This is a genomic window from Streptomyces sp. NPDC093261, assembly GCF_044753645.1.
GTDB lineage: Bacteria > Actinomycetota > Actinomycetes > Streptomycetales > Streptomycetaceae > Streptomyces.
The window spans coordinates 103,932-116,636 of the sequence record NZ_JBIVNO010000018.1; the positions used below are offsets into that span (position 1 = coordinate 103,932).

The window sequence follows — 12,705 nt, forward strand, 5'->3', positions numbered from 1 at the left end:
CCTCACGATCCGAGCACCCGGTCCCGCACGCGGAAGCCGTCCGCGTGCGGGACACACCCGTTGGGGGCGCATCCGCGTGACCAGCGGCGCAACCGGTCGTAGTCGCAGCCCTTGTCGCCCGCAGCGGTGCGGGCCGTCGCCGACGAGTCCGCGGCAGCCGTTCCCACGCCTGCGCCCTAGGGAGTGCAGTGGCGCAGCAGCGCGGAAACCGGACCGTCGACGAGTCGGTAGCGCACGATCCGGCCGTCCTTCTCGCCCTCGACGATGCCGGCGGTCCGCAGCAGACGCAGCGCCTGGGAGACGGCGGTGTCCCGCATCCCGGTGGCCACGGCGAGGTCGGAGACGGCGATGGGGCCCGCCTCGTGGAGGGCGAGCAGCAAGGACAGGCGTCCGGGATCGGAGAGCAAGGAGAAGCGGTCGGCCCAGGCTCGTACGCGTTCGGGCTCACCGACGGCGGCGATGGCGTCGCAGACCCTGTGGCCGTCGATGGTCCGCTGCCCGGCGCGTTCCGCGGGGACGAGATGCATGGACTCATCATCGCAGCCGTCCTCGCCCGCCTCCACACCTGATCAGATATGCAGCCTTGCAGCCATGTCCCACGGCCTCCTAGGGTGGGCGGGCCGTGGTGTTCGGGAAGACCGGTGACAGCCCTCAGGGGCTCAGTCCGGAGCGGCCCTCGCCACTGTGATCGGGGAGTTCCCGCCCCATGCGTTGCCACTGGCCTCACGGCCGGGAAGGCAGGGGCGGGCGCGTCGACCCGTCAGCCAGGAGACCGGCCACGGCATCACGAAGCTGATCCACGAGGTGCTGGAGCGTGACCGTATGACCGTGTCCCAAGGCGTGCCCGAAACCACCGCCGCCAAGTCCTTCCGCTGGCGGCGCGAGGACACTCTCCGAACCGCCGGTCTCCTTGCCGTGATCGTCGCCCTGCACGTGCTCGCGTTCGGGATCCTCCTGCTGGTGATTCCGCGTCACTACGAGGTCGGCACCAAGGCGTTCGGCATCGGCCTGGGCATCACCGCCTACACGCTCGGCATGCGGCATGCCTTCGACGCCGACCACATCGCGGCCATCGACAACACCACCCGGAAGCTGATGGCCGACGGCCGGCGGCCGGTGTCGGTGGGCTTCTGGTTCGCGCTCGGGCACTCCAGTGTGGTGGTCGTCATGGCCGCGCTGGTCGCCGGCGGCGCCAAGCTCGCCGGCACGCTGATGAAGGACGACTCCCGGACCCACCAGGTCCTCGGCACGGTGGGCACCACGGTCTCCGGCGGCTTCCTGTACCTCATCGCCGCTCTCAACCTGGTCGCGCTGTTCGGCATCCTGCGGGTGTTCAAGGCCATGCGCGCCGGGCACTACGACGAGGCGGAGCTGGAGGCCCATCTCGACTCGCGCGGCTTCATGAACCGCGTCCTGGGCCGGCTCACCAAGTCCATCCGCCGCCCCGGCCAGATGTTCCCGCTCGGCTTCCTGTTCGGGATCGGCTTCGACACCACGACCGAGGTCCTGCTCCTCGCCCTGGCCGGCAACGGCGCCGCCGCCGGGCTGCCCTGGTACGCGATTCTGTGCCTGCCCCTCCTCTTCGCGGCGGGCATGAGCCTGTTCGACACCCTCGACGGCACCTTCATGAACTTCGCCTACCAGTGGGCGTTCTCGAACCCCGTGCGCAAGGTGTTCTACAACCTCACGATCACCGGCCTGTCCATCGCGGTGGCCTTCTTCGTCGGTACGATCGAGCTGGTCGGCGTGCTGCACGACAGGCTCGGCCTGAGCGATGACGTCACCGGCTGGGTCGCGGGCCTGGACCTGGACAATGTCGGCTACGTCATCGTCGGGCTGTTCGTGGTCGTCTGGGCCGTGGCTCTCCTCTACTGGCGCCTGGCCAAGGTCGAGGAGCGCTGGAGCGCCCGCGCCGCCGACGCCGGCTGACGGCACAGCGGCGACCGCCTCGGCAGGAGGGGCCGGAGGCCGTGCTTCCCGAGATTCCCCGGGTCAGCAGCCCGCCGACCCACCATCGACATACAGGTGCCCTGCCGACGGTCTCCCGCCGGCAGGGCGGCTGCCCTACGCTGCCCCGGCTCCGGTGGAGCGGCCGCGCAGAACGGCGAACACGGCCGCCGCCAGCCCCAGGGCGCCGACGACCAGCCCGGCCACACCGAGGCCACGGGCGGTCGAGTCGCTGCTCGACGCGGTCGGCTTGGCGCTCTCGGAGCTCTTCGAGTTCGCCCCCCACGCGGTCGAGGTACTGCCGTCTTCCGCCGCGCCCTTGGCCGTGAGCTTGAGGACGGGCGCCGGGTTCTCCGGCTCGTCGCCACCCGGCTGCGTCTGCTCGATCCAGCGGACGGTCTTGCCGTCGGAGTAGGTCTGCAACGCCTTGAAGGTCAGCTGGTCGGTGTCGTCGGGCAGCCGGCCGAAGGCGACGTTGAAGTCCTCGTAGTGCCCGGGGCCGATCTTGCCTCCGGTGAAGGTGATCTCCGAGACGGCGTCGGTGATGGTGCCGTCGTCGGTCTTGATGGGCGTCTTGAGCTTGGTGTTGGTGACCTGGGCGGTCCAGCCGTCCTGCGGGGAGACCAGCACGCCGAGGATGGGGTGGTCGGTGGGCAGGAAGACCTGGACCTTGTTGGTGTCGGCGTTGTCCTCCTCGTTGGGGACGCGGAAGGTCAGGACGCCGTCGGTGGCGCCCTTGGCGTAGCTGTCGGGGTGGACGGTGACGTGCGCGGAGGCGACGCCCGCGGCGGCGAGGACACCGGCGGCGGTCAGGGCGGTGACGGCGCCGGCACGGCGCAGGGTGGTGCGAGTCCTGGACATGAGGTAAGGGATCTCCGTACTTGAGGAAAGGGGGTGTCGGGAGTCGGATCGCGTAGTTGCTGTGGCCGGCAGCCCGGATCGCTCGGTGATCCGGGCCACCACCATGCGTTGGCTCACGCCGCCGCGGCCACCAGCGCAGAGTGCTCGGCCTCGTGCAGCCACGCGATCAGGGAAGTACGGGCGCGGGCGACCCGCGAGCGCACGGTGCCGATCGGGCAGTCGCTGACGTGGGCCGCCTCCGCGTAGGGAAGTCCCAGCAACTGGGTGAGGACGAACGCCTCGCGGCGGTCGTCGGGGAGGGTGTCCAGCAGCTCGGAGAGGGCGACGCCGTCGTCGAAGCCGGGCAGGTCGCGCGGCTGGGTGCGTTCTGCTGCCGACTCCCAGTCGTCCGTGTCCGACAGGCGAGGCCGGCACGAGTTGTACCGGATGCTGTCGACCACCGCGCGGTGGGCGATGGACAGCAGCCAGGTGCGGGCCGAGGAGCGGCCTTCGAACCGGTGCAGGCTGCCCAGGGCCCGCAGAAAGGTGTCCTGGGTCAGGTCGTCGGCACTCTGGGGGTCGGCACCGAGATACGTCACATAGTGGCGGACGTCTCGGTGCAGGGCGCGGACGAAGAGGTCGACGGCATCGGGGTCACCGCTGCGGGCAGCGAGCGCCCAGGCCGTGATCGACTCATCCTTCGAGTTGTTTCTCGGTTGTTCGCGCGATGGAGGCAGGGCAGGAGTGATCACCTGGGATCTGTCCTTCTCGGGAATCAGGTATCCGGTGTGCGGCCGGCGCGCGCTTCAGGGCGGCGGGCAGCACGGCAGAACCGGTGAGGGGGTGGAGGGCCGGGCGCGGAAGCGCACGGCCGGTGCCCGAGGCGGGAGACCAACAGCTCGACGGCCTCGGGGAACCGGCTGTCGTCAGGCGACAGCGGTCCCGGCGGGCGGCCCCCGAGAGGTGATCGCGTGCGTGAGGAGGAGGCGGCGCGGTGCCCGGTCCGAGGTCGCTCGGCGGGTTCGGACGCGCGGCCGGTGCGGCGGTGCGGGCAGCCGGAGGAGAAGACTCAGCGGGGTGAAGAGCCAACCGGCCAGGGCCCGCAGGATGCGGAAGGCCGCGCGCTCGCCGTACGCGAGCCACAGGCCGCACAGCACAGCGGCCAGAAGGTGGGCGAGGAGCATGCCGGTTGGGGACATGCCGCCCATGTCATGACCGAGGGATCCGGCGGACCCCATGTGGCCCATCGAGCCCATCGAGCCCATCGAGCCCATCGAGCCCATCGAACTCATCGAGCCCATAGCGGCCATGGAACCCATGGAGTGCATCGCGCCCATCCCGTGGTCCATGGAGTGCATGGACATCGACATGGCGTCGTGCCGCGCGGCCGACGGTCCCGAATGCGGGCCGCACAGGACGTAGGCGAGCCACTGCCAGGCCGGCGATCTCCCGCCGGCCGGTGCCCCTTGTACGACGGCCTGGGCCAGAGAGAACGACGAGTGGAGCAGTGCCTGCGTGGCCACCGCGAGGGAGACGACCACAAGCGGTCCGCGTTCCCGGCCGGCGACCCCCCAGGCCATGCCGCCCGTCGCCACGGTGCCCGCGGCCATGGCCCACCAGGGCACCGCGGTTCCGGACATCAGGATGTGACCCAGGGCAGCGAGCAGCACGGACACGGCAGCGAACATCGCGGCCCGTATCGTGCGAGAACACCACCCAGCAGTCATGGCGACTCATCCTCGCATCCGTGGCTCCATGGTCACCGGGGGGTATACGGAAATCCGCCTGAGACTCCCTCAGCTCCGGGTCGGTGATCCACACCACAGTAGCGGTCCGGAACTCGTCGGAGGTGGAACCCGACCTCTCTCGAACCCCCGGAGAGTTACGGGTTCACGCCGCTCGTCGCCGCTCGGCACCTGGCCGGGCGACCGGGGGCCCCTTGCGGACACCCCATGGCACCACATGGCACCACATGAACCGCTTGGCACCGCCTGGCACCGCCTGGCGTCGCGTGGCGCCATCCGGTGCCACTCGATGCCATGCGATGCCATCCGATGCCCTCAAGAGCGCTTTGGGTACACGTGGTGCCATAGTGACGCGTGTCGACCGCATGCCGTTTCCGCAGTTCAGAGCCACTCCCCCCAGGCCCTTCCCACCCAAGTCGCCCCCAGGCTTGCACATGGCGCCAAAATGGTGCCACCATTGCGCCATGGACCTCACCCCGTATGTCGACACCCTCCGCCGCGAACTCGCGGTGGCCGCCGAAGCCGGCGGGGAGGATGCCCGCGAGCTGGCCGAGCGGCTCACCGCTCCTCTGGAGTCGGCGACCCGTCTGACCCTGCTCAATGTGCTCTCCGCCGCGATGGACGAGATCACCCGCGAACTCGCCCCCGGCTCGGTCGACGTACGGCTGCGCGGGCTCGACCCCGACTTCGTGGTGACGCCCCCGCCCGCCTACGGCCCTGCGGAAGCGGCCACCGCGCCCGTCGCACCGCTCAACGTGCAGGTACCCGCCGAAGGTGACGAGGGCGGCACCGCCCGCGTCAATCTGCGTCTGCCGGCCCACCTCAAGGCGCGCGCCGAGGAGGCAGCGAGCCGCGAGGGCCTGTCGGTCAACGCGTGGCTGGTGCGGGCCGTGTCGGCCGCGGTCGACGGCGGCACGCGGCCGCGTACGACGGAGAAGACCCGCTCCACCGGACAGAACTTCACGGGCTGGGTGCGCTAGCCGCGCCCACCCCGCTCCACGCCCACCCCACTCCACCCACACCACGTCCCACCAGCGGGGACGCCCCAAGGACTCAAGAGGACGGTACAGCCATGCCTTCTTTCGACACCCCCGAACCGATTTCGGTCACCGCCCACGTGGGCGCCGGCTCCATCCGGTTCACCGCGAGCGACCGCTCCGACACGGTCGTCGAGGTTCGGCCCCTCCACCCGAAGAGGGACAAGGACGTCCGGGCCGCCGAGCAGACCGAGGTCGCATACGCGAGCGGCGTCCTGACCGTCAGGACGAAGGAGCGCCGCCTCATCGGGCCCAGCGGCGCCGTCGACGTGACGGTGGACCTGCCCACGGGCTCGCGCGTCGACATGACGGGCTCCTGGACCCAGGTGCTCGGCGACGGCCGGCTCGGCGAGGTCCGGGTGAAGGCCTCGGGCGGTGACGTCCGCCTCGACTCGACCGGGCCGCTCCAACTGACGGTCTCCCACGGCTCGATCACCGTCGACCGGGTCGAGGGCATGGCCGAGGTCGTCACCAGCTTCGGCAGCCTGCGCGTCGGCACCGTCGACGGTCCCGCCGTCCTGAAGAACTCGCACGGCACCACGACCGTCGGGGCCGCCATCGGCGACCTGCGGGTGAGCGGTGCCCACGGCAACATCGACATCACGCGCGCCGAGGGCTCGGTCACCGCCACCACCGCCCACGGCACCCTGCGCGTCGACGAAGTCGCCCGAGGCACCGTCCAGTTGGAGACCTCCTACGGCGCCATCGAGGTCGGCATCCGCGAAGGCACCGCCGCCTGGCTCGACGTCACCTCCGAGCGGGGGCAGGTGCGCAACACGCTCGCCGCCTCCGAGGCCCCGGAGGAGACCGAGGACACCGTCGAGGTCCGCGCCCGGACCCGCTGGGGCAACATCGACGTGCGCCGCGCCCGGGCCTGAGCACCGGCCCCGCGAACTTGCCCACATCCCCCAGTCACTTCCCCCTTCGAACGGGAGGGCTCCATGCCTTCATCTGTCATGCCCACATCCAGGCGGGGCGACGGTCCGCAGTCACCCGCCGCCGTCTCCACCATCGGTCTGCGCAAGTCGTACGGCGACAAGATCGTGCTCGACGGCATCGATCTGCGCATCCCCGCCGGGTCCGTGTTCGCACTGCTCGGGCCGAACGGCGCCGGCAAGACCACCACCGTGCAGATCTTGTCCACGCTCATCGCCGCCGATGGCGGGCAGGCCCAGGTCGCGGGCCACGACGTCGCCACGTCACCGGACGGGGTGCGCGCCGCGATCGGCGTCACCGGGCAGTTCGCCGCGCTCGACGACCTGCTCACCGCCGAGGAGAACCTGCTCCTCATGGCCGATCTGCTGCGCCTCGGCAAGCGTGAAGGACGATCCCGTTGCAGGGAGTTGCTTCAGCGGTTCGACATCGCGGACGTCGCGCACAAGCGGGCCGCGACCTTCTCCGGCGGAATGCGGCGCCGGCTCGACATCGCCATGACGCTGGTCGGCGACCCCCAGGTGATCTTCCTGGACGAGCCGACGACCGGGCTCGACCCGCGCAGCCGACGCACCATGTGGGACACGGTGCGCTCGCTGGTGGCGGGCGGCACCACCGTCTTCCTCACCACCCAGTACCTGGAGGAAGCCGACCATTTGGCCGACCGGATCGCCGTGCTCGACGGGGGCCGGATCGTCGCCGAGGGCACCGCCGACGAGCTCAAGGCGCGGATTCCCGGCAGCCACGTACGGCTGCGGTTCACCGACACCGCTGAGTACGAGCGCGCGGCCGCCGCCTTCCCCGGCGCGGCCCGCGACGACGACAACCTCGCCCTGCGCGTGGCGGGCGACGGCGGCCTCGACGCGCTGCGCTCCCTGCTCGACCGGCTCGACGCCGCCGGCATCCGGGCCGCCGACTTCTCCGTGCACACCCCCGACCTCGACGACGTGTTCCTCGCCCTGACGGGCCACGGCACCACCGATCCCGGCGCCGGCACCCCGCTTCACGTCAAGGAGACCCTTCGATGAGCACCCTCACCTACGCCGTGCACGACTCGATGACGATGCTGCGGCGCAACCTCAAGCACGCGATCCGCTACCCGAGCGTGTCGCTCGGCTCCGCCATGACCCCGATCCTGATGCTGCTGCTGTTCGTGTATGCCTTCGGGGACTCGATCGGCGCCGGAATGGGCGGTGGCCGGGACACCTACCTGGAGTATCTGACGCCCGGCGTCGTCATCATGGGGGTGGCCGCCGGCTCGATGTCGACCTCGATCGCGGTCTGCTCGGACATGACCGAAGGCATCATCAACCGCTTCCGCACCATGAACATCACGCGTTCGTCGTTCATGACGGGGCATGTCATCGGCAGTGTCATCCAGACGATGGTGAGTCTCGTGCTGGTCGTCGCGGTCGCACTCGCCCTCGGTTTCCGGTCGGACGCGAGCCCGCTCGAGTGGCTTGCCGCCGCCGGCCTCCTCGCGGCCATCGCGTTCGCGGTGACCTGGCTGTCGGCGGCGCTCGGCCTGATCTCCAAGACCGTCGAGTCCGCGAGCAACAAGCCACTGCTGGTCCAGTTCCTGCCGTTCCTCGGCTCCGCGTTCGTGCCGGCCCACTCGATGTCGCCGGGCCTGCGCTGGTTCGCCGAGTACCAGCCGTTCACGCCGATGACCGAGACCCTGCGCGGCCTGCTGTCCGGCTCGGAGATCGGCAACAACGGCTGGATCTCGCTCGCCTGGTGCGCAGGCATCGCCGTGGTCGGCTACGTCTGGTCACGCTCGCTGTTCAACAGCACCACCAAGCGCTGAGAGCCCATCTTCCCACCCCGGTTGAGCTCGTACACGCGGCACGGCGGAGGGTCCGACGCACACAGGGCCCTCCGCTCACCGCCGTCGTCGACCGCCCCGACGAGGACTCCACCGCACACGCAGACGAAGCGCCCCGTCAGCCTGGGTCCAGCGCCTGCTTCAGGTTGTACTCGGCGATGCCCGCCATGACCGCCCGGTGGGGGAAGTCCCCGTCGAGCAGCCGCAGCGGACCCGCCGTCAGCGAGAGTCGCTGCGCAAGCATGTAGAGCGCGAGCCGGTCCCGGTCCAGTCCGTCCGCCTCCAGCGGCCGGTAGGCGTCGTGCAGGCGGATCCGCAGAAACACGTGCTCCCACTCGACGTCGAAGTACATCAAGCCCTCGACGTCGATCATCACGGGGTTCCCGCCCGCGTCCACCCGCACATGGTCCGGCCCCAGTTCGCCGTGCACGACCGCGAACTCCGCGCGTGGCCGCACCGCCGCCGCCAGGCTCAGCAGCCGCTCCTCCAGCCGGTCGCGGGCTCCCGCGATCCGCACATCACGCGCCGCCGCCTCGGCGAGGTCCCGCTGCGCACGGTCCAGGACGACCCCCTCGCACGACGTTCCGCGCGACGTGCCTCCCCCGTCGACCACGGCCACCTTGCCGTAGGCGGGCGCCCGATGACGCCGCATCGCCTCCAGCGCCTCCCGGAGTCGGGCCATGACCGGGGCCGCCGCGCGCGGGTCGCGCGCGAGCAGCTCCTCCAGGTTCTCGCCCGGGACGTCCTCGACGATCGCGAGGCCGGCCGGGCAGTGGGCACCCTCACGGTCGACGAGACGGATCGCCGGGACGCGGACACCCAGCGCGTCCAGCCGCGCGTGCGCGGCCTCGAACAGGTCGAGCCCAAGACCAGGTGAGAACGGGTCGGTGAGGTCGTCGTCACCCTCGGCCGCCGGCCAGTAGTTCTCGGTGTCGTCCCAGACATAGGCGATCGCCGTCGTCGCGTCGTCCATCACCAGGCGGTACACGCCCTTCCTGCTGCCGCCCGCGACGCGCTCCATCGCCTCCAGCCGCCGGCCGCCGCCGAGCGCGGCCCGCACCGCACCCGCCAACCGCTCCCGCGTCACTGCCCTGGGTGCCACGTTCGCAACCGCCTCTCCGTCACGACAACCCGCGCACCCTACGGGAGCACCGGCCGGGAGGCGATGGATTTGTTCCGCATCCGAGGGCACGCCGGCCCGAGTCCGTCACGCGGGTGCCTGGTCCTGTCGCTCCCGGGAACCTCAGGGAACTCCCTGTGCGGCCTCGCCCGGCCGAGGATGGTGAGCGGGCCGGTCCGGCGTGCGGCGCCGGGGCCGGCCGTAGTCAGCACACGAACGCAGAAGAGGTACACCATGGCCACCACCCTTGCCGGCGGCACGCTCACCCCCGCGGAGGGTCTGACCCTCAGCCGCGTGGGCTACGGCGCGATGCAACTGGCGGGTCCGAACGTGTTCGGGCCGCCCCGGAACCGGGAGCAGGCCGTCGCGGTGCTGCGCGCCTCCGTGGACGCGGGGATCACTCATATCGACACCGCCGACTTCTACGGTCCCGCCGTGGTCAACGAGCTGATCCGGGAGGCCCTCGCGCCCTACCCGGAGGACCTGCACATCGTCACCAAGGTGGGCGCGCGGCGTGGTCCGGACGGTAGCTGGGTGCCGTCCCTGGACCCGGCCGACCTCGAGGAGCAGGTGCGGGAGAACCTGACGCATCTGGGGCTGGAGACGCTGGACGTGGTGAATCTGCGGGTCGGCGGGCACGACGCCCCGGACGAGGAACCGCTGTCGGAGCGGTTCGGCGCGCTGGCCGAACTGCAGCGGCAGGGACTGATCCGTCATCTGGGCCTGAGCGGAGTCTCGGCGGCCCAGCTGACGGAGGCGCAGGCCATCGCGCCGGTCGTCACGGTGCAGAACCTCTACAACCTGGCCAACCGGCAGGATGACGCACTGGTGGAGCGGTGCGCGGCGGAGAACATCGCCTTCGCCCCGTTCTTCCCGCTGGGCGGCTTCAGCCCGCTCCGGTCCGACACGCTCAGCAGGGTCGCCGCCCGTCTGGAGGCTTCCCCGCAACAGGTGGCCCTGGCCTGGCTGCTGCAGCGCTCGCCGGGCATCGTGGTGATCCCGGGAACCTCGTCGCCCGCTCATCTGCGGGAGAACATCGCCTCCGCGGAGCGGTGCTGCCCGCCGACGCCGTGGCGGAACTCGACACCATCGGGGAGTAGGGCGGGGGCCGGGGGCCGCCCATGGGTCCCGGCCGCTCTGCGGAATCCGCCCGCGCCTCCCCCTGGCTGCGGCGGGCCCCGTCCGTCACAGCCGGACGATGACCAGCGCTATGTCGTCGCGGGCCCCGCCGGCCACCCCGAGTTCGGCGAGCAGTACATCCGCCAGGCGTTCGGGACTGAGGGTGCTGTAGCGGCGGAGGGCCTCGCACAGCCGGCCCAGGCCTGTCTCGATGTGCTCGCCGCGCCGCTCGATCAGCCCGTCCGTGTAGAGCACGAGAAGGTCCCCGGGTGCGTACGGCTGTCCGGCCTGGGGGCGGGGTACGTGCTGGGGCCGGGCACCCAGCGGCGGGTCGGTCGCCTGGTCGAGAAACTCACAGGCCCCGTCCGGGTGGACCAGCACCGGCGGCGGGTGCCCCGCGTTGCTGTAGATGATCAGGCGGCTGCGGGTGTCGACCATGGCCTTGACGGCCGTGGTGTTCAGGGCGCCCTCGACCGACCGGGCGTACAGGCCCACCACCTCCATGGCCTGGGCCGGCCGCTCCAGCGCACGGATCGCCGCGCCCAGCGCGCTGCGAAGCATTCCCATGACGGCGGCGGCCTCCAGGCCGTGGCCGACGACGTCGCCGACCGCCACCGCGAACCGGCCGTCGGGCAGATCCACGACGTCGTACCAGTCACCGCACACATTGAGCGAACCGGTTGCGGGCAGATAGCGCACGGCCACGTTCTCGTGCCGGGCCAGATCGGGTACCTGAAGCATGGCTTCCTGCAGGGTGACGGCCACCTGGCGCTCACGGTGGTGGGCCTGCCTCAGCTCCTCGTTCAGCACCTGCAACTCTCGTGCCCGCGCGTACAACTCGGCTTCCAGGGCCTCGCGCTCGGTGAGCTGCCTGGACCTGGGGTGGGCGCTCAGCCTGTGGGAGAGGACGTACTCCGTGACGTCCTCCACCCGGTGAATGATCCAGGCCACGCCCCCGTCCGGGCCGGGGATCGGCGTGTTGATGGGGGACCACCAGCGCTCCTCGAACACGCCGGGCCGGCCCGTGATGGGGATGTCGTACTTCTGCAGCGCCATCGTGTCGGGCTCCCGGGACGCCAGGACCCGGTGCAGCGAGGCGTTCAGGTTCCGTACGCCGTCGGCGTCGGGATCGGCGGGGTTGTCGGGGAAGGCCTCGAAGATGTGCTGCCCGATCAGGTCGTCCCGGGTCCTGCGGGTGGCGCTCAGATACGCCTGATTGACCTCCACGATCACCAGGTCGGGGGCCAGCACCAGATAGGGGCTCGGTGTGGCGGCGAACAGTGCCGCGTAGTCCATCTCCGTCCCCGGCATCGTCACCGTCTCCTTCCCGCCCCTCCCGGCCGCCCATCCCTTCACGCTACGGTCCGCGTAGCTCAGCCGCCCACGCGAGCGGGCCCGGCGGCAGGCTCAGAGCAGCCGGCCGGGGCCGTTCACGAGCGTCTCCGGGGCGTGCACCCCGGCGAGGCGGGCGAAGCCCAGCGCGTAGTCGTGCAGGTTGCCCTGGACCGCGACCAGGGCGGCGCGGCAGGCCGCGTTGTCGGGCCAGGAGGCTTCGGGGGCGTCCGGGTGGGCCTGTTCATGGGCGCGCAGACGGGGGTGCCAGGTCGACAGGAAGGGGCGCAGCTCACGGTTGAGCATGGTGATGGCCAGGTATTCGACGGTGTGCCCGCCGACGACGGCCCGGGAGGGGCGGCCGGCCTTGAGGGTCTCGCGGGTCGTGGCGAAGAGCCCGTACAGGGAGCTGAGCGCCTCGCGCAGCAGGCCCTCGTCCTGGCTCAGGGGCTGGGTGGAGACGCGGGTCGAGGTCTCGACGAACAGATGCCAGGCCATCTGCCGGGAGTCGTTGTTCACCACGAAGGTCAGTTCGCTCACCTGTGGCACCCGGACGGTGACCTCGCTCAGGCGCGCGGCACGGCCGTAGACCTGGAGGATCACCACGGCGAGGACGCCGGCCAGGCCGCCGGTGATGACGAACAGGTTGCGGCCGCTGACCCGCGTGACGCTGAAGACGGCCAGTCCGGTGGCGGCGCCGACCACCACGGCGGCGAGCAGCCGCAGGCCGTGCAGGCGCACTGCGTTCCGGAGAGTGGTCCACCATGTCATTCCTTGTCGTCCCCCCTGGTGCCCGGACCGCATCGC

Annotated in this window: 13 protein-coding genes, 1 pseudogene and 1 riboswitch; of the genes and pseudogenes, 6 read left to right on the forward strand and 8 right to left on the reverse strand. The window is 71.1% G+C overall.

Annotated features, from left to right (window positions below):
• Positions 1-2: 2 nt before the first annotated feature.
• The gene (locus ACIP94_RS30035; RefSeq protein WP_402432471.1) at positions 3-167 is read right to left on the reverse strand and encodes a hypothetical protein; all 165 of its coding nucleotides are present in this window, start codon (positions 165-167) and stop codon (positions 3-5) included.
• 9 nt (positions 168-176) lie between these two features.
• Positions 177-527 (reverse strand): ArsR/SmtB family transcription factor, encoded by a 351-nt coding sequence (locus ACIP94_RS30040; RefSeq protein ID WP_402432474.1) that lies wholly within the window; start codon positions 525-527, stop codon positions 177-179.
• Positions 528-606: 79 nt separating this feature from the next.
• Positions 607-796, forward strand: a riboswitch (cobalamin riboswitch).
• Positions 797-822: 26 nt separating this feature from the next.
• Between ACIP94_RS30040 and ACIP94_RS30045 the strand changes: the two genes are divergently transcribed.
• The gene (locus ACIP94_RS30045) at positions 823-1,929 is read left to right on the forward strand and encodes a HoxN/HupN/NixA family nickel/cobalt transporter (RefSeq protein ID WP_402432477.1); all 1,107 of its coding nucleotides are present in this window, start codon (positions 823-825) and stop codon (positions 1,927-1,929) included.
• 135 nt (positions 1,930-2,064) lie between these two features.
• Here ACIP94_RS30045 and ACIP94_RS30050 read toward each other — a convergent pair whose 3' ends face one another.
• From ACIP94_RS30050 to ACIP94_RS30060, 3 genes are all read right to left on the reverse strand, one after another.
• The gene (locus ACIP94_RS30050) at positions 2,065-2,808 is read right to left on the reverse strand and encodes a YcnI family protein (RefSeq protein WP_402432480.1); all 744 of its coding nucleotides are present in this window, start codon (positions 2,806-2,808) and stop codon (positions 2,065-2,067) included.
• A gap of 113 nt (positions 2,809-2,921) precedes the next feature.
• Positions 2,922-3,539, reverse strand: a complete 618-nt coding sequence (locus ACIP94_RS30055; RefSeq protein WP_402432483.1) for a sigma-70 family RNA polymerase sigma factor — start codon at positions 3,537-3,539, stop codon at positions 2,922-2,924.
• Between the two features lie 174 nt (positions 3,540-3,713).
• Positions 3,714-4,475, reverse strand: coding sequence for a hypothetical protein (locus ACIP94_RS30060; RefSeq protein WP_402432486.1), 762 nt, complete (start codon positions 4,473-4,475; stop codon positions 3,714-3,716).
• Between the two features lie 521 nt (positions 4,476-4,996).
• Between ACIP94_RS30060 and ACIP94_RS30065 the strand changes: the two genes are divergently transcribed.
• The 4 genes from ACIP94_RS30065 (at position 4,997) to ACIP94_RS30080 (ending at position 8,309) form a co-directional block, all read left to right on the forward strand.
• On the forward strand, positions 4,997-5,512 hold the full coding sequence (locus ACIP94_RS30065) for a hypothetical protein (RefSeq protein ID WP_402432488.1): 516 nt from the start codon (positions 4,997-4,999) through the stop codon (positions 5,510-5,512).
• Positions 5,513-5,604: 92 nt separating this feature from the next.
• On the forward strand, positions 5,605-6,447 hold the full coding sequence (locus ACIP94_RS30070) for a DUF4097 family beta strand repeat-containing protein (RefSeq protein ID WP_402432490.1): 843 nt from the start codon (positions 5,605-5,607) through the stop codon (positions 6,445-6,447).
• A 78-nt stretch (positions 6,448-6,525) separates the two neighbouring features.
• Complete coding sequence (locus ACIP94_RS30075) at positions 6,526-7,530, forward strand: ATP-binding cassette domain-containing protein (protein WP_402432493.1); 1,005 nt, start codon at positions 6,526-6,528, stop codon at positions 7,528-7,530.
• Positions 7,527-8,309 (forward strand): ABC transporter permease, encoded by a 783-nt coding sequence (locus ACIP94_RS30080; protein ID WP_402432495.1) that lies wholly within the window; start codon positions 7,527-7,529, stop codon positions 8,307-8,309. The genes ACIP94_RS30075 and ACIP94_RS30080 overlap by 4 nt, the downstream gene beginning before the upstream one ends.
• A gap of 136 nt (positions 8,310-8,445) precedes the next feature.
• On the opposite strand, the gene ACIP94_RS30085 is transcribed toward ACIP94_RS30080, so the two are convergent.
• The gene (locus ACIP94_RS30085) at positions 8,446-9,414 is read right to left on the reverse strand and encodes a phosphotransferase family protein (protein ID WP_402432648.1); all 969 of its coding nucleotides are present in this window, start codon (positions 9,412-9,414) and stop codon (positions 8,446-8,448) included.
• Between the two features lie 267 nt (positions 9,415-9,681).
• On the opposite strand from ACIP94_RS30085, the pseudogene ACIP94_RS30090 reads away from it, so the two are divergent.
• Positions 9,682-10,547, forward strand: a pseudogene (locus ACIP94_RS30090) (oxidoreductase).
• Between the two features lie 85 nt (positions 10,548-10,632).
• Here ACIP94_RS30090 and ACIP94_RS30095 read toward each other — a convergent pair.
• Together ACIP94_RS30095 and ACIP94_RS30100 are read right to left on the reverse strand one after the other, a co-directional pair.
• Positions 10,633-11,877, reverse strand: coding sequence for a PP2C family protein-serine/threonine phosphatase (locus tag ACIP94_RS30095; protein ID WP_402432498.1), 1,245 nt, complete (start codon positions 11,875-11,877; stop codon positions 10,633-10,635).
• 96 nt (positions 11,878-11,973) lie between these two features.
• A complete protein-coding gene (locus ACIP94_RS30100) occupies positions 11,974-12,639 on the reverse strand; it encodes a hypothetical protein (protein ID WP_402432501.1) in 666 nt (221 codons plus the stop codon).
• Between the last annotated feature and the right edge of the window lie 66 nt (positions 12,640-12,705).